This window comes from Heyndrickxia sp. MSNUG, assembly GCF_049532715.1.
GTDB lineage: Bacteria > Bacillota > Bacilli > Bacillales > Cytobacillaceae > Mesobacillus.
This window is the reverse complement of sequence record NZ_CP150978.1, coordinates 613,395-634,495: the sequence shown is the minus strand read 5'-3', so window position 1 is coordinate 634,495 and position 21,101 is coordinate 613,395. Positions and strand designations below refer to the sequence as shown.

The 21,101-nt window shown below is 43.6% G+C and carries 17 protein-coding genes; 9 read left to right on the top strand and 8 right to left on the bottom strand.

Annotation, left to right across the window (positions count from 1 at the left end):
- Nucleotides 1-9: 9 nt before the first annotated feature.
- Nucleotides 10-669 (top strand): YcnI family protein, encoded by a 660-nt coding sequence (locus AABM38_RS03185; protein WP_423409099.1) that lies wholly within the window; start codon nucleotides 10-12, stop codon nucleotides 667-669.
- A 187-nt stretch (nucleotides 670-856) separates the two neighbouring features.
- On the opposite strand, the gene AABM38_RS03180 is transcribed toward AABM38_RS03185, so the two are convergent.
- Together AABM38_RS03180 and AABM38_RS03175 are read right to left on the bottom strand one after the other, a co-directional pair.
- Complete coding sequence (locus AABM38_RS03180; RefSeq protein WP_423409098.1) at nucleotides 857-2,083, bottom strand: ABC transporter permease; 1,227 nt, start codon at nucleotides 2,081-2,083, stop codon at nucleotides 857-859.
- On the bottom strand, nucleotides 2,084-2,968 hold the full coding sequence (locus AABM38_RS03175) for an ABC transporter ATP-binding protein (protein WP_423409097.1): 885 nt from the start codon (nucleotides 2,966-2,968) through the stop codon (nucleotides 2,084-2,086).
- A gap of 461 nt (nucleotides 2,969-3,429) precedes the next feature.
- On the opposite strand from AABM38_RS03175, the gene AABM38_RS03170 reads away from it, so the two are divergent.
- The 4 genes from AABM38_RS03170 to AABM38_RS03155 all read left to right on the top strand — a co-directional run bounded on the left by AABM38_RS03170 (nucleotide 3,430) and on the right by AABM38_RS03155 (nucleotide 5,472).
- Nucleotides 3,430-3,858, top strand: coding sequence for a MarR family winged helix-turn-helix transcriptional regulator (locus AABM38_RS03170; protein ID WP_423409096.1), 429 nt, complete (start codon nucleotides 3,430-3,432; stop codon nucleotides 3,856-3,858).
- A gap of 35 nt (nucleotides 3,859-3,893) precedes the next feature.
- A complete protein-coding gene (locus tag AABM38_RS03165; RefSeq protein ID WP_423409095.1) occupies nucleotides 3,894-4,529 on the top strand; it encodes a nitroreductase family protein in 636 nt (211 codons plus the stop codon).
- Between the two features lie 24 nt (nucleotides 4,530-4,553).
- A complete protein-coding gene (locus AABM38_RS03160) occupies nucleotides 4,554-4,850 on the top strand; it encodes a putative quinol monooxygenase (RefSeq protein WP_423409094.1) in 297 nt (98 codons plus the stop codon).
- Nucleotides 4,851-5,055: 205 nt separating this feature from the next.
- Nucleotides 5,056-5,472 carry a VOC family protein gene (locus AABM38_RS03155; protein WP_423409093.1) on the top strand — a complete coding sequence of 139 codons (417 nt, stop codon included), beginning with the start codon at nucleotides 5,056-5,058 and terminating at the stop codon, nucleotides 5,470-5,472.
- A gap of 448 nt (nucleotides 5,473-5,920) precedes the next feature.
- Here AABM38_RS03155 and AABM38_RS03150 read toward each other — a convergent pair whose 3' ends face one another.
- A complete protein-coding gene (locus AABM38_RS03150; RefSeq protein WP_423409092.1) occupies nucleotides 5,921-6,727 on the bottom strand; it encodes an EcsC family protein in 807 nt (268 codons plus the stop codon).
- Nucleotides 6,728-7,053: 326 nt separating this feature from the next.
- Between AABM38_RS03150 and AABM38_RS03145 the strand changes: the two genes are divergently transcribed.
- Nucleotides 7,054-7,803 (top strand): L,D-transpeptidase family protein, encoded by a 750-nt coding sequence (locus AABM38_RS03145; protein ID WP_423409091.1) that lies wholly within the window; start codon nucleotides 7,054-7,056, stop codon nucleotides 7,801-7,803.
- Nucleotides 7,804-7,913: 110 nt separating this feature from the next.
- On the opposite strand, the gene AABM38_RS03140 is transcribed toward AABM38_RS03145, so the two are convergent.
- Entirely contained in the window at nucleotides 7,914-8,699 is a 786-nt protein-coding gene (locus AABM38_RS03140; RefSeq protein WP_423409090.1) for an arylamine N-acetyltransferase family protein, read from the bottom strand.
- A gap of 202 nt (nucleotides 8,700-8,901) precedes the next feature.
- Between AABM38_RS03140 and AABM38_RS03135 the strand changes: the two genes are divergently transcribed.
- The 3 genes from AABM38_RS03135 to AABM38_RS03125 all read left to right on the top strand — a co-directional run bounded on the left by AABM38_RS03135 (nucleotide 8,902) and on the right by AABM38_RS03125 (nucleotide 12,625).
- Nucleotides 8,902-9,630 (top strand): GntR family transcriptional regulator, encoded by a 729-nt coding sequence (locus tag AABM38_RS03135; protein WP_423409089.1) that lies wholly within the window; start codon nucleotides 8,902-8,904, stop codon nucleotides 9,628-9,630.
- A complete protein-coding gene (gene gntK, locus AABM38_RS03130) occupies nucleotides 9,623-11,158 on the top strand; it encodes a gluconokinase (protein WP_423409088.1) in 1,536 nt (511 codons plus the stop codon). Before AABM38_RS03135 ends, gntK begins: the two co-directional genes overlap by 8 nt.
- A 120-nt stretch (nucleotides 11,159-11,278) precedes the next feature.
- A complete protein-coding gene (locus AABM38_RS03125; protein ID WP_423409087.1) occupies nucleotides 11,279-12,625 on the top strand; it encodes a GntP family permease in 1,347 nt (448 codons plus the stop codon).
- 143 nt (nucleotides 12,626-12,768) lie between these two features.
- Here AABM38_RS03125 and adhP read toward each other — a convergent pair whose 3' ends face one another.
- From adhP to AABM38_RS03105, 4 genes are all read right to left on the bottom strand, one after another.
- Nucleotides 12,769-13,785: an alcohol dehydrogenase AdhP gene (gene adhP, locus AABM38_RS03120; RefSeq protein ID WP_423410634.1), complete on the bottom strand. Its 1,017-nt coding sequence runs from the start codon at nucleotides 13,783-13,785 to the stop codon at nucleotides 12,769-12,771.
- A 922-nt stretch (nucleotides 13,786-14,707) separates the two neighbouring features.
- Complete coding sequence (locus AABM38_RS03115; RefSeq protein WP_423409086.1) at nucleotides 14,708-16,903, bottom strand: beta-propeller domain-containing protein; 2,196 nt, start codon at nucleotides 16,901-16,903, stop codon at nucleotides 14,708-14,710.
- A 167-nt stretch (nucleotides 16,904-17,070) separates the two neighbouring features.
- Nucleotides 17,071-18,321 carry an MFS transporter gene (locus AABM38_RS03110; protein ID WP_423409085.1) on the bottom strand — a complete coding sequence of 417 codons (1,251 nt, stop codon included), beginning with the start codon at nucleotides 18,319-18,321 and terminating at the stop codon, nucleotides 17,071-17,073.
- 318 nt (nucleotides 18,322-18,639) lie between these two features.
- Complete coding sequence (locus AABM38_RS03105) at nucleotides 18,640-20,811, bottom strand: EAL domain-containing protein (RefSeq protein ID WP_423409084.1); 2,172 nt, start codon at nucleotides 20,809-20,811, stop codon at nucleotides 18,640-18,642.
- Between the last annotated feature and the right edge of the window lie 290 nt (nucleotides 20,812-21,101).

Below are 21,101 nucleotides of genomic sequence, written 5' to 3'. Positions count from 1 at the left end.
GATTTCAAAATGAAAAAACTTTTAACATTCACCATTTCAATGATTGGTGCGATCACTCTTTTTGTTGGTGCGGCAAGCGCGCATGTAAACGTTCAGCCACAGGAAACATCACAAGGAAAATATGAAGTATTCACTGTCCGTGTTCCATCCGAAAATGAAGAGGTTCAAACAACGAAAGTCCAAGTGAAATTTTCTGAAGATGTGAATATTACTCGCTTTGAGCCTAAACCAGGCTGGACATACGAAGTTCAAAAAGACGATACTGGAAAAATCACGAGTGTTACGTGGACAACCGAAGGAAAAGGTCTATCATCGACTGAATTTGGCCAATTTAACATGCAAGGAAAAGTTGGGGATGATGCTAAAGAAATTATCTGGAAAGCTTATCAAACTTACAGCGATGGCAGTGTTGTTGAATGGGTTGGTGCACCTGATGCAGATAAGCCAGCTTCTGTGACTGTAGTGAATCCAGCTGATGGAACGTCTGAGCATGGACACTCACATGGAAGTACATCAACTGATTCAGAAACGGATCACGCTGCAGCTGATGACCATGCAGAAGCCGCAGATGCAAAAACGGAAACAAGCAATCTCCCGCTTATCCTTTCTATTGGAGCTTTGATTGCAGGATTGTTGGCATTAGTTATTTCTTTGAGAAAAAGAGGGTAAATTATTTTATCCAGTCAAGAAAACCATAAGCTAGTGTAAAAAGATAACTCGCCATGCTGAACGACCGTTGTTAGACACGAACCTAACAATAGCCGATCATTCAGTGGCGAGTTTTTTCTTTTTCATGCGCAAAAAGCACTTACTAATCGGTCAGTTAAAAGAGCCCTTTGTTCCGCACTCTCACGAACTACAAATTCTGTGATTTCTCTTTTTTCATCATCTCACCTAACTGGGACCACTTGAATTTTTCTCCGTACACCATGACTCCTTTTACATAAATGCTGGAAGCCAGGTAGACGATCAGCATAATCGAAGCAACGAGCACGGCTCCGCTCCCTATTAATTCCGCTGTTGATAGTTCGCCCATTACGTACTTTGAAAACGCGACAATGGGAGAGAAAAATGGGAAGTAAGTAGCGAACGTTACAAGCGCACCAGTTGGGTCCATCATCGTTTTGATGCCGACCATCAAGGCACCCATGACGAGCATCATCACTGGCCCGACGACACTGCCAAGGTCCTCTGTCCGTGAAATAACGGATCCTAGTGCTGCATAGCAGAGCGCATACACAAGATAGCCGCAGGCAAAGAAAAACATGAAAATAATGATGAGTGCTGCATCAATCTGCGATAAATCAAAGGAGAAACCGAAAATGCTGAGCTGGTCTGTGTTGATCCATCCCAGCAAATACGCAAGGTATCCCGCTAGGAAGAAAATCGAGACCTGAATCAGGCCTGCTGCCAGATTGGAGAGTACCTTGGCAAACAGCATATAAACCGGCTTGATTTTCGTGATCATGACTTCCATGACCCGGGTCGATTTTTCCCCTGTGATGCTCATCGCGATTCCCTGGCCGAACATAATAATGAATGTATACATCAGGAAAATGAACACATACACAATTCCGAGACTGCCGTTATTCTCAGCAAGCATGTTTTTCTCTACAGGAATCGTGGCAAACAGGTCGCCAACAGCTTCCTGGGAAATGGAGTGCTCAGCTGCAACCTTTTGCAGATACTGCGGCTGTAAAATCGTCGAGAAGGCATAAATAACATTTGGATCTGGATAGCGATGATAGGAATAATTCAGGACAGGAAGTGAATCTTTTTCATCAATCACGATTAAATGATCAATATCCTGCTCCTTGATTTTTTCCTTTTCAGCATCCAGCTGATCCGCTTTAACTTCCTTATATTTCAGCCCATCGATCATTTTTCCGAGCGCGTCCTCATTCACTTCATAGGAAGAATTATTGATGACCGAAATCATTACTTCTTCTTCTTTTGACATGAAGTGATTGTAAGCAAAGAACCCCAAAATGACGGCCGACATGACGATGGACGTAATCCTGAAACCCTTTGACCGGAGCTGTTCTCTAAAATGAAACAAAAACGCTGTGCCTAAAGGATTCATTTAGGATCCCACCTTATCAACGAAAATTTGGTGAAGCGTCGGCTGGAGATAGGTAACCTCGTTGACGTCCACGCCTTCCTGCTTCAATCGAGTCAAAATCGCAAGGGGATCCTGATCCTGTTCTAATGAAACAATGACTCGCTTCCCATCCTGTTCATAAGCGTGACCATTCGCCGAGCAGAAGGCTCCTAGGCGACTGACATCTCCAAACAGAGATAAATACATCATGCCATAGGAATTTTTTACAGTTGCAAGGTCACCGGCGATGATCGCCTTTCCTTCCTTCATAAGGACCACCTGTTTACAGAATTTCTCGACCTGGTCCATCTGGTGGCTGGACATAAGGATGACCTTGCCCTTTTCTTTTTCCTCTAAAATGACCTCCGTCAGCAGATTCGTATTCACCGGATCCAATCCGCTGAAAGGCTCATCTAAAATGATCAATTCAGGATTATGCAAAAGAGTCGCGACCAATTGGACCTTCTGCTGGTTCCCCTTTGACAGGTCGCCAGCAAGCTTATTCCGATAATGACCGATATCGAATCTGTCAATCCAGTAATCGATGCTTTTCTTGATTTCCTGCTTCCCCAGGCCTTCAAGCTTCGCAAAGTATGTAAGCTGGTCAATCACCTTCGTTTTTGGATAGAGCCCTCTCTCTTCCGGCAAATAGCCGTATGAAACATGCCCCAATCCATTTTTATGGTTCCACTTGACCGTGCCCCCATCAGGCGCAACAAGACCAAGCATCATTTTAATCGTCGTCGTCTTCCCCGCTCCATTCCGTCCCAAGAGACCAAACACTTCCCCTGGCGAAACCGAAAAAGAAAGCGAATCAACAGCTGTCTTCCCACTGTACTGCTTCGATAAATCCCTAATTTCCAGCAAACACGACCCCTCCTTTATACCTATTCCACCCTTAATACTAATGGAAAGCCCAATCCCCAAACAACTATTTTTTTACAAAAGTACAACGTTTTACCAGTAAATACAGGGGACGGTTCTCGCGTTTCAATTTTGGTTGAAAGTGAACATGGGGACGGTTCTTGCGTTCCATATTTGGTTCAAGTGAAAAACATAGGGATAAATACAGGTGTTTTTTTGGGGAAAATGAAACACAATGGGATGGTTCCCGTGTTCCTTTTTGGGAAAAATAAAAAGGTGATTCACGTGTTCCTTTTTGGGAAAAATGAAATACAAAGTGTTGATACCCGTGTTCCTTTTAGGGTCGGAATTGAAACAGAAGAACCGTCCCCATGTTCTACCATTTGACTTCCTATTAAAAGCGTATTATATTAGTTGACGTATCAATAATTGACCCATCAATCATTTAAAGGCGGCGGTTGTATTTGTACGAATGCAGCAAGGATGAAGAATTAATCTTTCAACGGATGTTTGAGTTAAATAAAAAATTAACGTCTAAGTTTGAACGCTGTACTGGCATCAGCCAATCGCGGCTTGAGATACTAAGGGAACTTTTTTATGCAGAGGAAATTACCCAGAGGGCCCTTCAGAAAAAGGTGAATATCGATCATGCTGCCGTAACGAGGCATCTCAAACAGCTTGAAGAAAACGGGATGGTCATCCGCAGAAAAAACCCTGAGGATAACCGTTTCACCTATGTGCAGCTTACCGATGAGGGAAAACGGAAAGTGGCTGCCTACTGCGAGGAGAAACAACGGTTCATAACCAATGTCCTAAAGGGTTTTTCAGAAGAGGAAAGTTCCAAACTTCTCGATATACTAACCCGAATTCAGGAGAATATAGAAGAGATTTAACCACACATCACGAGAATCAAAAAGGAGTGTACATCATGAATAAACTAAAAATCAACGACTTTAAAGAAATCATCACAGGACGACGTTCCATCAGGAATTATGACCCGACTGTAAAAATCAGCAAAGAAGAAATGGCTGAAATCCTCGAGGAAGCTACTTTAGCTCCTTCATCTGTTAATTTGCAGCCATGGCGTTTTGTCGTGATTGATTCTAATGAGGGGAAAGAAACGCTGGCCCCATTAGCAAAATTCAACCAAAGACAAGTCGCATCCTCTGCAGCTGTTGTTGCCGTATTTGTTGACATGAAGAGTGAGGAGTATTTGGAAACCATTTATAATACTGCCGTGGAAAAAGGTTTCATGCCAGCGGAAGTAAGAGACCAGCAGGTTCCGGCAATCAGCGGCCTTGTCAAAACGATGACAAATGAGCAGAAAAAAGAGATGTTCCTTATTGATGCAGGTCTCGTCTCCATGCAGCTGATGCTCGCGGCTCGCGCACATGGCTATGATACGAATCCGATTGGCGGATATGAAAAAGACCGTATTGCCGAAGCATTTGATCTGGACAAGGATCGTTTTTATCCCGTCATGCTGATCTCAATCGGCAAAGCCGCCGACCAGGGCTATCCATCTGTCCGCTTGCCTTTAGATGTAATAACAGAGTGGAAATAAACTAGAGACGAGGAGAAATGAATCATGATTATTATACATGCAGGTTTTCAGGTAAAAGCAGATCAGGAAAACGAGTTCCTCAAAGAAGTCCAATCATTAGTTGAAGATTCGAGAGCAGAAGAAGGCAATATTTCTTATGACCTTTTAAAGGACAGCGAAAAAGCCGGCTCATTTACAATGGTGGAATTATGGAAAGACATGGATGCCGTCCAGAATCATAATCAAGCTGAACATTTCACCAGCTTCATGACAAAGGCTCCCCAATTCATGGCAGCCCCGGCTGATGTGAAACTATTTAATGCCGAGCCTATCGTAAAATAAAACAAAAGTGCCTGTCCTCAATTGATAATGAGGACAGGCATTTTCTATGTGAACGCAGATTCATATTGCTTTGGAGAACCTCCCATGGCCCCCCTCACCTCCATCAAAAGTCTGAGATTTTTTCATTCATATTATTGATTAATCGTTGTCGTTCAAACTATATAATGGAACTAACAACGTATTTGAAGGAGATGGAGGTGCTGTTATGAAAGAGAAATGGTCTGAGAAGCTTCCTGTTGTTCAGTTCAGAATTGCTCGTCCGACGGATCGACTGGATAAGGTAGTTGAATTTTACAGTTATGGTGTTGGGCTGAAAGTAGTTGGGAGGTTTGAAAAGCATGATGGCTATGACGGAGTGATGCTGGGGCTTCCTGAAGTAGGATATCACTTGGAATTCACTCAGCATGAAAACGGCAGTCCTTGCCCTGCGCCAACGGAAGATAACCTACTCGTTTTCTATATTCCAGACAAAGACGCACGCGATGCCATCGTAAAACGGCTATATAATTTGGGATATCCAGAAGTCGAACCAGAAAACCCTTATTGGAAAAAAGCCGGTGTGACCATTGCGGACCCGGATGGCTGGAGAATTGTTCTGAAAAATACAAATGGGATTGGATGACCATTGGCGGGGTGAGGATTTTTCTCGGAGTGCTTCTCATCACCACTCGCGCGAGAAAAAAAGAAGACTTGTTGTCGTAAGGCTGCTCATGACCATTCACGAAAGTCTAAAAGAGTTGAACGTTCATTATAAGCCTCCTTATGACCACTCGCGGGAAAATAAACGAGTTGAACGGTCATTATAAGGCTCCTTATGACCTTTTTCGTGAGTCTAAAAGAGTTGAACAGTCATAACAAGGCTCCTTATGACCTTTCGCAAGTGAACAAACGTGTTGTACGGTTCTAATAAGTCTTCTAATAACCACTCGAGCGAGAAAATTCGATGTAACATGTTCTCGCCACACCACTCATCACCACTGAACAGGTTGAGGCGAGAAATGTTGTGCATAATACAATTAGAAAAATGACCAGGCGAACCACTCAAGCCTGGTCATTTTCGTTACATATTATTATCTCTCCCCAGAATCCCTATCCAGCCGCTCCAAAATCCTTCTTTTCTGATAAAGCATCGTCCCTGTTTCTGCTAAATCACTCACCATCGATCTGTTAGCAAATGCGCCAAACACAATCCCGGCTACGGGCACCATCTGGAGCAGCTTTTTCCAGCCGAAGGATTCTGTGTAGGCTAGTGTCACCTCGCGCCAGCCTTGAAGCTGTGAGATCACTTCACGGGACCGGTTTTCATTGTTAAAATCGGAAAGCTCATTTAAAATCGCCTGTTTCCCGACGACATCCGCGGAAGAGTATTGCAGGCATTTAATGATAAATACCCTTTCTTTCTTATCCTTCGGGTCGTAGCCATGAATCATCGCGATTTCCTGGAGTGTTTTTAAGGAAATGGCCAGAACTGCCGGTATATCAATCGCCAGTGTAAAAATACCGCCGATGCCTGTGCTTGCACCCTGAATCGTAGCAGCCTTCTTCCGCTGTTCCCCCAACTCAAGGCTCACCTTCTTCATTTCCTCCACAGGAACACCTTGAAGATCCGCCAGCTCTTTGATTTCACGGCCGGTCTTTTTTTCGATAAATTGGAACACCGACTGTTCACTCGACAAATACTGTCCGCCATTCTGAATAAAGCTGCCAAGCTCATCAAGCAAACTTCCTACTTTCTCCTGAATGAACTTTGGCGTAAACCGGTCCAGCATTTTAAAAGGCAGGCGGGTCAGCTTCTCCCAAAACCATAACCCTTTCTGATCCTTCTCCCACTTTTCAATCACACTCAGCTCACTTAACAACTGCTCTCTAGTCTCCATGCATTTCCTCCACCTGTCAAAATTGATACTTATATTAACGTTTAACTAGACTGGAAGGTTTCATTTACATTCATAACTCTTAAATGATGCTCATCTTTTATTAGGTCCTGCTAGTAAAAAAGTATCCATACTTATTCCAAATATCGACAAAAACACAATTCTTTTGTCACAAAAACAAGAAATAAACTTTTACCAAATAAGGGTAAATTATGTAACTATTATGAAAAAACTTCGTTTATAAGAGTGTAAAAACTTTTTAATCATGCACGCCACCAGGGGTCGTGCTTGTAAAGGTTAAACAGTTTTTAGCTCAAGGAGGATGGAAAATGAAAAAAATTATGATCTGTATGATGCTTCTTGTATCCATGGTGTTCTTTGAGGCACCAGCAATGGCTGCAGGCGGGGATATTATTATTATCAATAAATCAAACAATCAACTGGCTTTTTATCAAAATAATAAATTGATCAAAACGTTCAAAGTGGGTACTGGCCGAAAACCTTCTTATACGCCAGAGGGCAAGTTCAAAATCGTGAATAAAATTGTAAATCGCCCTTATTACAGCGGGAATATACCTGGCGGCGACCCAAGGAATCCTCTTGGCAACAGATGGCTTGGGCTGAATGCGAAAGGGACATGGGGAACAACTTATGCGATTCACGGCAACAATAACCCTAAATCGATCGGCGGATATGTGAGTGCCGGGTGCATCAGAATGTACGATGACGAAGTGGAATGGCTTTTTAAGCAGGTAAAAGTAAATACTCCTGTTATCATCACTACTACGAATAAGTCCTTCACTTCCATTGCAGCCGCTAACGGCTATAAGGTTACAGGCGAGTCATCTGTTCCAGTGTCCACCGTTCCTTCAAGCTCTGTCCTGAAAAAGGGCATGAAGGGTGGTGAGGTCAGGAAATTACAACAGACCCTCACAAACAAAGGCTATAGCACCAAGGGGATCGACGGAATATTCGGATCGGCTACAGAAGCAGCCGTCAAGCAATTCCAAAAATCCAAAAAACTTAAGGCCGACGGTGTAGTCGGACCGGCCACCAAAAAGGCACTGGGAATGAAATAAATTAGCTTAAAATAAGGCATCCATCAATGCGATGGATGCCTTTTGACTTTTTCATGCTTCTTTTTTAGATCCGGCTGGATCCTTTTTTAAAAAAACAATCGAGTTGGCAGTTAATGAATCGAAATTTTAAAATGTTCCCTAGCCAACTCTTTAAATCTCCCAGCACCAATTTCTTCTTTCACCATCTGCCCGTGTTTCCAATAGGTAAAACTAGTGTCCGTCAAGATCATGTTTCCATCAGCAGTCACCCTTGTGAGCAACGGCTTCTTGTTGAAAGGCGACTGAGGGTGTTGCGTGATGATTTTCTTCGCCTCCGTTAAACTGCCAACCTTCTCGACTGGATGCAAAGAATCCAGCGCATACCCTTTTCTCCATTCCATGTCCTTTTGTTTCAGCTTCATTTCGAGAAAATAATCTCCATACGGACTATCCTCTTTTACCACCCGGAACTCCCCAGTTGGCGTGCTGACCTCTGTTCCATCCATCGGAACTGGCTTTAAGGGCAGATTCCCGCCGAAACCAGTATCCACTATGTACCTCTCACCATCCTGAGTCAGTATAATGGCCGCATGTGTACTTCCTGTTGGGCTGAACGTTGCTTTTTCCGAAACATACACCGCCCCACGAATTAGTTGAACATCAAGCCCATTTTCCTTTAAAAAGAGATAAAGGATGCCGTTTAATTCGTAGCAAAGCCCGCCTTCATTCCGCTTAAAAATTTTATCCATTAGAGTATCTTCATTTAAGACACTGTCATCCCCAGCAATTGCACAAAGGTTTTCAAACGGAATAGCCGCCGCCGTCCGCTCAAGAATACTATCCAGGTTATCCAAAGTGATTCGCTCATCCTCAGAAAACCCAATCCGCTGACGAAATAAAAAATTTAAATCCCTCATAACTAAGCCCCCCTATCCACTACCATTTTAAAATAATATCCCCACACTTAGAACAAAATAGGTACATGGGGACGGTTCTCGTGTTCCAAAGTGGAACATGAGAACCGTCCCCATGTTTCACGAGAAAACGCTTGCATTTTTTTTGAATCCGATTTAATATACTTGTATACAAGTATACTTGATTAATAAGAAGGTGTAATAAATGAGTGAAAAGAAGGATTTTCTTTATCCTCAAAAATGGCTTTCGAAGGCTTCGACTGGTGACCGTGTTGCGAGCGAGCTGAGAATGCAGATTATTTCAGGCATGATTGAAAGCGGTGCCATCCTCTCAGAAAATAAGCTTGCTGCTGAGTTTAATGTTAGCCGTTCACCGATCCGTGAAGCGCTGAAAATTCTCTCCGCTGAAAATCTGATTCGTCTTGAACGAATGGGTGCAGTCGTCATCGGCCTGACTGAAAAGGATATCGAAGAGATTTATGATGTCCGCTTGCTGATCGAATCTTTTGTTTTTGAACGACTGATAAAAATAGATACAACTAAACTGGTAATGGAACTTAGCAAAATCCTTGAGATGATGAAAATCGCCATCAAATACAAGGATGCGGACGAGTTCAGTTTGCAGGATATTTTATTCCACGAAACGATCATCCGTGCCATCAACCATTCCTACATCAGGATGATCTGGGATAATACGAAGCCTGTAATGGAGGCTTTCATTCTTTTATCGATGCGCACACGGATCGAGGAAAAATACGAAGACTTCCAGCGCATTATCGATAATCATGAACTATACATTGAAGCCATCAAAACGAAGAATCGCGACCTGATGATCAAATCCTTACACCAAAATTTTGATGATGTTCAAGGTAAAGTTGAAGACCTTTGGATATCGCAGCAAACGCTTTCCAGGGGAGTTGAGAAAAATGACTAGCTATATGTTAGGGATCGACATCGGTACAACGAGTACAAAAGCTGTTTTATTCAGTGAAAAAGGTGAAGTCATCCAGCAGGAGAATATCGGCTACCCGCTTTACACGCCGGACATTTCAACTGCAGAACAAGACCCTGACGAGATTTACATGGCAGTATTAACCGCCATCACAAAAATCACGAAGCATCACTCTCAAAAAAAGCTGAGCTTCATTTCCTTCAGCAGTGCGATGCACAGTGTCATCGCCATTGATGAAAATGACCAGCCGCTGACGCCATGCATCACCTGGGCGGATAACCGCAGTGAAGCATGGGCCCATAAAATCAAAGATGAACTGAATGGGCATGAAATCTATAAAAGAACAGGAACGCCGATCCATCCGATGGCCCCTTTGAGCAAAATTGCCTGGATCGTGAATGAACGTCCTGAAATCGCCTCTAAAGCGAAAAAATATATCGGAATCAAAGAATACATCTTCAAAAAGATCTTTGATCAATATGTCGTCGATCACTCTCTCGCCTCTGCGATGGGCATGATGAATCTCAAGAATCTTGATTGGGATGAAGAAGCCTTAAAAATTGCAGGAGTCAGCAGCGATCAATTATCAAAGCTTGTTCCAACCACAGAAATCTTTACGAACTGCAATCCGGAAGTCGCGATGCAGATTGGGATTGATCCACAAACTCCTTTCGTCATCGGCGCAAGTGATGGGGTCCTTTCAAACCTTGGTGTCAACGCGATCGGCAAAGGCGAAATTGCCGTCACCATCGGAACAAGCGGCGCGATCCGCACGATCATCGACGAGCCGCAAACTGATGCAAAGGGACGTATCTTCTGCTACGCATTGACCGAGAAACACTGGGTCATCGGCGGCCCTGTCAATAATGGCGGGATGGTCCTTCGCTGGATCCGTGATGAATTCGCAGCTTCCGAGGTGGAAACAGCCAAACGGCTTGGCATCGATCCATACGATGTTTTAACAAGAATTGCTGAACGCGTCAGACCTGGAGCTGAGGGATTGCTATTCCACCCTTACCTTGCCGGCGAGCGTGCACCATTATGGAACCCGGATGTACGAGGATCATTCTTCGGACTGACGATGTCTCATAAAAAAGAGCATATGATTCGCGCAGCACTTGAGGGAGTTATTTTCAACTTATATACAGTATTTTTAGCACTAACGGAAGCGATGAAAGAGCCAGTGACGCGAATCCAAGCAACAGGCGGGTTCGCACGATCAGAAGTGTGGCGCCAAATGATGTCCGATATATTCGACACAGACGTGGTCGTACCTGAAAGCTATGAAAGCTCATGCTTGGGCGCTTGTATTTTGGGGCTGTATGCAACAGGAAAAATCGATTCATTCGAGGTCGTCTCTGACATGATCGGCAGCACTCACAAACACACACCTAATGAAGATGCTGCTAAAGAATACAGGCAACTGGTTCCAATCTTCATCAGCTTATCCAGAGCTTTGGAAAAAGATTATTCAAGAATCGCAAACTATCAGAGAAGCTTGATCAAATAAGCTTCCCTCTGGGGATAATTTTTATCCCCTTACTAAGAAATGTTAGCGCTTTATTTTACAAGGGGAATGCCCCGCTTCTTGCGGGAAAAATATAATAAATACAATTAGGGGGAAATGACAATGCCATTGGTAATTGTTGCAATTGGTATCTTAGCTTTACTTTTACTCATTATGGGCTTAAAGCTTAACACATTCGTTTCATTAATTATCGTTTCATTCGGTGTAGCTTTAGCACTTGGAATGCCTTTAGATGTCATCGTTAAAACAATTGAAGCTGGTTTGGGCGGAACGCTTGGCCACCTGGCGTTAATCTTCGGACTTGGCGCGATGCTTGGTAAATTGATCGCAGATTCAGGCGGTGCCCAGCGGATCGCTATGACACTCGTAAACAAATTCGGTGAAAAGAACATTCAATGGGCTGTCGTTGCTGCTTCATTCATTATCGGTGTTGCTCTATTCTTCGAAGTAGGTTTAGTTCTATTAATTCCAATCGTATTCGCAATTTCAAAAGAATTGAAGATTTCTATTTTATACCTTGGTATTCCAATGACTGCCGCGTTATCCGTAACACACGGCTTCCTGCCTCCTCACCCAGGACCAACAGTAATCGCTGGTGAGTACGGTGCAAACATTGGTGAAGTATTGCTTTATGGTTTCATCATTGCCATTCCAACTGTATTCCTGGCTGGACCAGTTTTCACGAAACTTGCGAAAAAACTTGTACCAGAATCTTTCAACAAAACAGGAAATATCGCTTCTCTAGGTGAGCAAAAAACATTCAAGCTTGAAGAAACACCTGGTTTCGGAATCAGCGTTTTCACAGCACTTTTACCTGTAATCTTAATGTCTATCGCAACAATCATCACGTTGCTTCAAAAAACACTAGGTTTTGAAGATAATAGTTTACTTATGGGAATCCGCTTCATCGGAGAAGCAGGAACAGCGATGCTGATCTCATTGCTGGTAGCCATCTACACAATGGGCCTTGCTCGTAAAATTCCGATCAAAACAGTTATGGACTCATGTACTACAGCCATCTCACACATCGGCATGATGCTTTTGATCATCGGCGGCGGCGGTGCCTTCAAGCAAGTCTTGATCGACGGCGGCGTAGGTGACTATGTAGCTGAACTATTCAAAGGAACTTCATTATCACCAATCCTGCTTGCCTGGATCATCGCAGCTATCCTGCGTATCTCGCTTGGATCTGCCACAGTTGCAGCTTTAACAACTGCAGGATTAGTCATTCCAATGCTTGGCCAGACAGACGTTAACCTTGCACTAGTCGTACTGGCAACAGGCGCAGGAAGCTTGATCGCTTCCCACGTAAACGACGCAGGCTTCTGGATGTTCAAAGAATACTTCGGCCTAAGCATGAAAGAAACATTCGCAACATGGACACTGCTCGAAACTATCATTTCCGTAGCAGGATTAGGATTCATCCTATTGTTAAGCTTGTTCGTATAACAGGAAAGGTCAGTCCCTAAATTAGGGACTGACCTTTTTTTGGAACATGGGGACGGTTCTCGTGTTCCTAAAGCATTTTTACAATTTAATCAAACGTTTGATTAAATTTGCGGACACGGGTGGTTCCAATGAATCTGCCCCTCTTATTCTTCGAACTTGATGACAATCCGGCCGTTGATTTTTCCTTGTTCTAGATCGTCGAATACTGTGTTGATTTCATCAAGTGTTGCTGTTTCTACGATTGTTTTTACTTTGCCATCTGCAGCAAACTGGAGCGCTTCCTGCAGGTCTTTCCTTGTTCCTACGATGGATCCTACGATGCTGATCCCATTAAGGACTGTATCAAAAATCGGTACTTCCATCACTTCTGGCGGCAGCCCTACAGCTACGCATTTTCCGCCGCGTTTCACGGCACTGTACGCTTCCCCGAAGGCGCGTTTTGACACAGCTGTACAAATAGATGCCTGTACGCCGCCAACTTCACGCTGGATGAACTCGGCAGAATTTTCTTCTTTAGGGTTGACGGTTAAGTCCGCTCCTAAATCCTTAGCTAATTGAAGCTTTTCATCAAAAGTATCAACCGCGACTACCTTAAAGCCCATTGCCTTAGCGTATTGAACAGCAACGTGTCCCAATCCGCCGATACCGTAGATCGCAACCCATTCACCTGGCTTCGCTTCCCCAACCTTTAACGCTTTATAAGTTGTAACACCAGCACAGAAGATCGGTGCTGCTTCCACATAGTCTAATTCATCAGGAACTTTCACAACATATCGAGCATCTGCCAGACAGTATTCTGCGTATCCGCCGTTTACAGAATAACCTGCATTATGCTGCTGGTGGCACAGCGTTTCACGGCCTGTTAAGCAGTATTCACATTGACCACATGCAGAATATAACCATGGCACACCAACACGGTCGCCCACTTTCAGATGAGTAATGCCCTCGCCTACCTCGACAATTTCCCCTACCCCTTCGTGACCTGGAATAAGCGGCAATGTAGGCTTCACCGGCCAATCACCATGTGCCGCATGCAAATCAGTATGGCAAACGCCGCAAGCCTTTATTTTTACTAAAATATCATTCTTTCCAACTTGAGGAATGGTTACATTCTCGATGGAAAGCTCTTGTTTAAATTCTTTTACAACTGCTGCTTTCATTACATTTTCCCGACTGCAATTTTCACACATGTTGTCCACCTCTATATCTATTTATTGTGACTACGAGATCATTTTGCTAGATAAGAGCATTTCAAACAATGGCTTTCAGACAAGCTTCAAGCTTTTGACATGACTTTTCAACAACTTTGTTAATTGTGAAATGTTTCATTTGTTTTCCCAAAGGACAGCTATTGTGGATTAATCTCATCGATTATAGAATCTTTGCGGACTCGGTGTACCAATAAAGGCCATTGGGACATTGAAACAGTCTAATAACCTCACACGTTGTTCCAATAAAGGCTATTGGAACATTGAAACAGACATTTCACCTCACACGTTGGTCCAATAAGGGCTATTGGAACATTGAAACAGACATTTCACCTCACACGATGTTCCAATATGGGCTATTGGAACATTGAAACAGGCATTTCACCTCACACGATGTTCCAATATGGGCTATTGGAACATTGAAACAGACATTTCACCTCACACGATGTTCCAATAAGGGCTATTGGAACATTGAAACAGCCATTTCAACTCACACGTTGTTCCAATAAAGGCTATTGGAACATTGAAACAGCCATTTCAACTCACACGTTGTTCCAATAAGGGCTATTGGAACATTGAAACAGCCTCACCTCACATGTTGTTCCAATAGGATTGGTTGGAATATATCATTTGTAACTTCATTAGTTCCATAGTTGATTAGAGCATTTCAATGGGAGTTTAGTAATCTCACCGGTTATTAAGATGCTGTCATTGATCTTTATTGAACTAAGTATGCATCCCAGCAGTTCCTGCATGGAAACCTTCAACTATGCCAATGTTCCATCTAATGAACCACACCGAGTAAACGGTCATGGAAATGACTAAATAAATAGAAAGAGAAGATCCTGCCGAAAGGATCCTCTCTATCAAAGTATTATTTGTTTATCCCCCCACCAAGCCCCAGCTCCCCAAGCTTCACGTTCGTTTTCAAATCATAGCTTGTGATTTTACTTGGTGACAGGGCGTACAGGGTGTCACCAATATAGAGCAGCCGCTGGATGCTGCTGTCGTATTCCTCATAGACAGGCATTTGTCCGTTGATATGGGTGATTTTTGACTTCAGCTTAAATCCTGTTGCAGGGTCAATGTTGTAGATATAGGCACCCTGATATTCAAAGATTTGTTCGTATTCATTTTTGTCACTATTTTGATAGACGGTAATCGGGAAGGCGAACAGGTTCTTCTTTTTATTAAAAAGCAGGGCCTTATGGTCATAATTCAGCGGGGAGTAAGTTCCTCTTCCACCGATGATTTCCGTGAATTTCTCCTTTGGATTGGACATGTTGCTCACATCGAACAGCGAAATCTTGACTCCATTAGTGAGAATGCGCGTTCCAGAATTGGTTCCCTTATCGGCGACGATCATTGTATCCTGCCCAAACCCGATAATATGATTTTCATCATATGGGTGGAGGTAATTGCTGAAGCCCGGGATCTTTAATTCACCAAGGACCTTCGGATTTCTAGGATCGCTTGCTTCGATCACAAACAGCGGGTCTGTTTCCTTGAAGGTGACCATATAGATGCGATCGCCCATGAACCTTGCGGAGTAAATCCTCTCCCCTCGCGCAAGCCCTTCAATTTTACCGGCAAGCTTAAGATTTTTATCTAAAATATAGAGATGGTTGGAAGACGGCTTTGATTCATCCCATGCGTACCCTTTGGTCGTCACAAGCCGGAAATAGTCGTTGTGCTCATCCATTGAGAACTGATTTAGAACCATTCCTGGTACCGTCGTTGAACTATGATGACTCACCTTCGTGCCGTTGATCGTGAATTTGTGGATATCGGTATCTGGCGCGATGATGCCTCTTTCATCCATCGGCTGTTCGGTTTGGTTCTGGACGGCGAGATAGAGATTTTCCTTTGACATATAGATTTGATTTCCGCACCCCAAATACGTAGTGATCGCGGCTTCTTTTTCAGGCTTGGCAAGATCGAACGCGGCGATCATCGTATAGTTAGGTTCCCGTGAATCAGGGAAATAGCGAATTTGATCATAGCTGACCTTTTTTTCCTTTCCCCCAACTGCAGAATCCGAGTATTTGGGGCGGATATCGATCTCAGGGTTTTTCTCCAGCAGCCAAAAATCCGGATAGTGATTGGATATCAAATAAACGACACCCTCCACCTTCCTCGAAGAGACATAGGATCCTTCCAGCTCAATCTCTCTTATCTGCGCAGGTTTTGCAGGATTTTTCACATTGTAAATAATGACTTTTGTCGACTGCATCATCGGGGCAATCTTTGTATCTTTCGCAATCTCCTCATAGGATCTTTGAAAATTGTGGTATTGATAGCCGATGACCACCAATTGATCTCCCTCTAGAAAAAGCTGGTTTGGCGTAAAGGATTCCTTGTATGCAATCGTAGCGAGCAGTCCCATCTGCCCGCCAGCGTTTGCTTTGATAATCCGGACCTTATTTTGTTCAGCCTGGAAAATGTGCTTTCCGTCTGTTTTTACGATATCGGCCTCATCCACTCCTTGAACCTGTACATTTGTTTCCGAGACATCATTCGCAGATGTGGATTTATCTGCTTCGGCAGAAGTATCACTCTTGGCACCATCTTTCGTAGCTGTTTCCTCAAACCAGCGCCGGGCCTTCTTTTGTTCCTTCAAAATTTCTTCAAAATAACCTGCCAGCTTTTCCTGTGAGCCAACAACAGGCAGACTTTCCTTTACGATAAATTGCATCGAGTGAGAGGTGAGCAAGTTTCTCCCCAGTTCAGATTCAATTCCTTTTTTAAAATGAAGCGTGTAAAGTTCCGAACGAGGATCGTACCCGTTTTCCGGGGGATTGATATAGATGGATTTTTGATCGTCACTCAGGGTTAAGGTATTCTCCTGTTTCTCGCCTTTGTCATTCGTGACATAAACGAGGCTCGGATTCAGGCTCTTTTCTGAGATTTTCTCGGAAAATTGAACCTTCCACACCTTATTCGTCAATACAATCGGCTTCTCGTCCCCCTCCCATGCATTTACAACCTTCAATTTGGAAAAAGAAACGAAAGCCAATCCCGCAATCGCTAAAATCAAGACACTTCCTAAAATCCACCATTTTTTCATCATAATCCCTCCTGCAAGATTAGACGAACTTTCCTTGCAGGCGTTTCAGCACAATTTTAAAAAACAAGTAGAATATTCAGCGGTGGTACAAAAAAGGTGTACAGATCATGTAAAATATCCAGCAAGAGAACAAAAAAAGACGTACAGATCAATATCCGTACGCCTCAAAATTATATTTCACCCTTTAACTGAGCGGCTGGTGCTTCTTTTTTCATCAAAGGCAGCAGCACCACAATTCCGACCAGCAGCAATACGGCGGAAGCTTCATACATATACACGATAGATAAATGTGATTTAATCCATCCTGACGCTGACATGGTGATGATCATGGCTCCCATGAAGACCGGATTCAGAATGCCATTGACCCTTCCGATGAAGGCCTCTTCGGTATTTTGCAGGATCATTGTGTTGATTCCAATATGGATGCACGGCATGAACAAGCCTGAGAAAAACTGTGCGGTCAAGGTCAGCCAGAAAGCCGTGGACATCCCCATTCCTATAAAGCCAATCGCGCTTGCAGTCAAGCCGATCGCCAGCAGGATTTGCGGTGATACTTTTCTTGATATCCCCACGGTAATACCGCCGCCGAGAATCATCCCGATTCCAAATGCCGCCATCAGCCATTGAAGATTTTCCTTAGGCAAATCAAGTCTTTCGGTTATTAAAAATACTCCAAGCGGCTGTGTTAAACCAATCGCTAGGCCTGCCGCCATAAACGTTCCGCCAAGCAAGGTTAAGTGCTTGCTGTTCAATACGTAGCGGAAGCCATCCTTCATTTCCTCCATCAAGGATGTTTCACGCTTTTCTTCAAACGTTATCTGGTCTGCCGGCAGCATCAGCAGGACAGCTGCCGAGCATACAAACGCGACTCCCATGACAGCAACTGCTGCCATAATGCCAAATTGCTCGTATACAAACGTTCCAAGCACCGGACCCAGGATCATAAATAAGGCAAAAACCGTCTGGTACATAGACATACCCATCTGGACAAGCTCAGCCGGTACATGCAGCTTAAATAGCTTCATCCCCGCGGGCTGTGAAAACTGTGAAAGGATTGACGACACGAGGGTCGCAAAGAAAATCACTTTCCAGCTGCCAAAAAACAAGGTAATCAGCACGACAAACACAGATACCGCACTTAACAAATCACACCAGATCATCGTCCGTTTCGGCCGCCATCTGTCAGCAAACGTCCCGCCGATAAAAGAAAACAGGAAAATCGGCGCGAACTCCGCTACCGAAATCATCGAAACCGCAACCGGATTTTCATTTGTTTTTTCAATTACATATAAAAGGATTGAATAGTTCCGTACCCAAATCCCAATCTGAAGAAATAACACGGATAGTAATATCGTCCTGATTACCTGATTTTGAAACAATGCACCCATGCCCAATTTTTGTTCACTTGCTACTTCTGACATAAAAAAAACCTCCTATTCCATTTCTGGACAGGAAGCTTCATTTTGATAACAAAAGAACAGAACACACCTGTAAAAGGAAGTTCTATTACAAAAATTTGTTCCCAAAAGGCAAGACTAATCCTATCCAGAAAATGCTCGTATCAAATTCCTATTACGAAAAATTTTCTCAAAAAGGATTATTTGATCATCGCCCCTTGGTCACCCTTCCGTCAATTAGTATCCTAATACTACCTGATAACAAAATGTAAATCAATAACATACGGGGTATCGGGGACGGTTCTTGTGCTCCCAAAAGGAGCACGAGAACCGTCCCCATGTTCATCCATGTGTCGGGAATTGTTCTGCAGGGACTGGTTTGCTGAATAGGTATCCTTGTGCTTCGTTGCAGCGGTGCTGTTTCAAGAGCGCCAGTTGTTCTTCTGTCTCGACTCCTTCGGCGATGACGGATAGTCCCAGGTTATGGGCCATCAGGATGATGGTGGTCGCGATGTTTTCGTCACTTTTATTTTGAGCGATATCCTGAATGAAGGAGCGGTCGATTTTTAAATAATCAATAGGTAATCTCTTCAGATAGTTCAGTGAGCTGTAGCCTGTTCCAAAATCATCGATCGAGATATTTACTCCAAGCTTTTTTAACTCATGAAGAATGAAGCTTGCGGATTCGACATCCATGGTCATACTTTCCGTAACTTCAATCGTCAAGCACTGGGGATTGACTCCCGTTTCATCCAGCGCCTCACGAATCATTTGAATGAGATTCGGCTGATAAAATTGGCGGATCGATAAATTCACCGAAATTGTTAATGGCTCCAGCCCGCTTGAACGCCAGCGCTTAAGCTGAAGCAGCGCCGTCTTTAATACCCATTCTCCAATTGGCACGATCAAACCCGTTTCTTCGGCTATCGGGATGAATTTCTGAGGTGGCACATTTCCGCACTTTTCATTCTTCCAGCGCAGCAATGCCTCTGCTCCAATCATTTTGTTCGTGCATAAATTGAAGATCGGCTGGTAGTGCAGCTCAAATTCATTTCGCCCCAGTGCTTTTCTCAATTCATTTTCAATCTGCAGTTTTTCAAGCGACTTCTTATCAAGCATAATATCATAGGTTTGATAATTGTTTCTGCCTTGCTTCTTCGCTTGATACATTGCTACATCTGCTTTGCTTAACAAAACACCCAGCTCTTCCCCGTCATCTGGGAAAAAACTCATTCCTACACTGGTTGTCATGTAAATTTCTGTTCCATCAACTAAAAAGACTTCAGACATGGATTTAAGGATCCGCTGGGCAATCGCTTCTGCTTCTTCCCGCGTTGTATGCTCCAGGAGGATGGCAAACTCATCCCCTCCCTGTCTCGAAATGAGAACTTCCTGGCCAATACAGTTTTTCAGCTTTTGAGAAACATATTTTAAAAGCTTATCTCCCATCATATGGCCGAAAGAATCGTTGACGATTTTAAAACGATCCAGATCGAGGAACATTAAGCAAAGCTTTTCACCTGCATTAACCTTCGTTTCACCAAGCGCCTCTTGGACTCTCTGGTCAAAGAACCTTCGATTTGGCAGTCCGGTCAATGCATCATGATAGGCCATGAAGTTGATTTTCTCTTTTGCCCGGTAATGCTGGATAGCCAAACTTGTAAGGTCCGTTGCTTTTTGGATTGTTTGCATATCTTTTTCACGCGGAGAGCTTGAATGGTCATAATACAGACCAAACGTCCCGATTACTCGTTGATCAACATCAAAAAGTGGAGATGACCAGCAGGCCTTTAAACCGCAGGATAACGCTAAATCCCGATAATCTGCCCATAAAGGATCTGTTCCAATATCCGTAACGGTAACGGAACGCCTTAAATACGCAGCCGTCCCACAGGAACCTACTGTTGGTCCAATCGGGATGCCATTTACAGCTGCATTATACTCATCCGGCAGGCTTGGCGACGAACCATGCACAAGCCTGTTCCCTTCTTGATCGGCAATCATTATCGAGCAGCGTGCCCCATTCATGAACCTCTCGATCCATAGAATGATATTGTTCAGAACTTCCCGAAATGAAGCCCCCTTCGCGATCATCTCCAAAATCCGATTCTGTCCGCTTAACAGCGCCTCAAGCTCCTTCTGTTTCGTGACATCCTGAGCACATCCTACCGCTCCAATGATTTTACCTTCAGCCGTAATCGGAACAACAGTCAGGAGTATATCGGCCCGCTCGCCGCTGTTCTTTTTTACAATCACCGTTTCGAACCGCTCGCGAACCCCACCTGTTACCCGCCGAAAGTGCTCAATCGTATCCTCCAGATAATCCTCATGAATGATCGAAACAAAATTCATCCCAAAAGCTTCTTGTGGCGAATAACCCGTAATAGCCACAGCCTCTTCATTGAATAAAATAAAATTCCCATCCAGATCCACTGCATAACAAGCATCATGATTGTATTCAAACAACGATTTATATACACCTATATTAAAACTGCCACTTAAATCAGCCCGCATTTAAAAACCACCAATCCATCCAAACCAATTTCATAGTTTTAATTTTTTTTACACTTATATCCATATATATCGGGTAAAAAGCCCCGGTTTCCAATGGAATATCCTTACAAAATGAGCGGTTGTTCAGAATGTTGGAACGGTTCTCGCGAATCAATTTGTTTATTTGAGCAGTGGATGGACGTTTTGTTGACTTCGGATTGTGCTAATGTACTTTTTTTGGAACAATGATCTGACACTTTTCAGTTCTGCACTGTTCCAATGACCATTATTGGAACAATGATCTGACGCTT

What these genes read in the sequence shown, in the direction of transcription:
- AABM38_RS03140 (WP_423409090.1), bottom strand. Translation starts at nt 8,699, where the DNA reads ATGAGGGATTTAAATTTTTTATTTCGTCAGCGGATTGGGTTTTCTGAG.
- gntK (WP_423409088.1), top strand. Translation starts at nt 9,623, where the DNA reads ATGACTAGCTATATGTTAGGGATCGACATCGGTACAACGAGTACAAAA.
- AABM38_RS03135 (WP_423409089.1), top strand. Translation starts at nt 8,902, where the DNA reads ATGAGTGAAAAGAAGGATTTTCTTTATCCTCAAAAATGGCTTTCGAAG.
- AABM38_RS03150 (WP_423409092.1), bottom strand. Translation starts at nt 6,727, where the DNA reads ATGGAGACTAGAGAGCAGTTGTTAAGTGAGCTGAGTGTGATTGAAAAG.
- AABM38_RS03185 (WP_423409099.1), top strand. Translation starts at nt 10, where the DNA reads ATGAAAAAACTTTTAACATTCACCATTTCAATGATTGGTGCGATCACT.
- AABM38_RS03125 (WP_423409087.1), top strand. Translation starts at nt 11,279, where the DNA reads ATGCCATTGGTAATTGTTGCAATTGGTATCTTAGCTTTACTTTTACTC.
- AABM38_RS03105 (WP_423409084.1), bottom strand. Translation starts at nt 20,811, where the DNA reads ATGCGGGCTGATTTAAGTGGCAGTTTTAATATAGGTGTATATAAATCG.
- AABM38_RS03165 (WP_423409095.1), top strand. Translation starts at nt 3,894, where the DNA reads ATGAATAAACTAAAAATCAACGACTTTAAAGAAATCATCACAGGACGA.
- AABM38_RS03110 (WP_423409085.1), bottom strand. Translation starts at nt 18,321, where the DNA reads ATGTCAGAAGTAGCAAGTGAACAAAAATTGGGCATGGGTGCATTGTTT.
- adhP (WP_423410634.1), bottom strand. Translation starts at nt 13,785, where the DNA reads ATGAAAGCAGCAGTTGTAAAAGAATTTAAACAAGAGCTTTCCATCGAG.
- AABM38_RS03180 (WP_423409098.1), bottom strand. Translation starts at nt 2,083, where the DNA reads ATGAATCCTTTAGGCACAGCGTTTTTGTTTCATTTTAGAGAACAGCTC.
- AABM38_RS03115 (WP_423409086.1), bottom strand. Translation starts at nt 16,903, where the DNA reads ATGATGAAAAAATGGTGGATTTTAGGAAGTGTCTTGATTTTAGCGATT.
- AABM38_RS03160 (WP_423409094.1), top strand. Translation starts at nt 4,554, where the DNA reads ATGATTATTATACATGCAGGTTTTCAGGTAAAAGCAGATCAGGAAAAC.
- AABM38_RS03155 (WP_423409093.1), top strand. Translation starts at nt 5,056, where the DNA reads ATGAAAGAGAAATGGTCTGAGAAGCTTCCTGTTGTTCAGTTCAGAATT.
- AABM38_RS03145 (WP_423409091.1), top strand. Translation starts at nt 7,054, where the DNA reads ATGAAAAAAATTATGATCTGTATGATGCTTCTTGTATCCATGGTGTTC.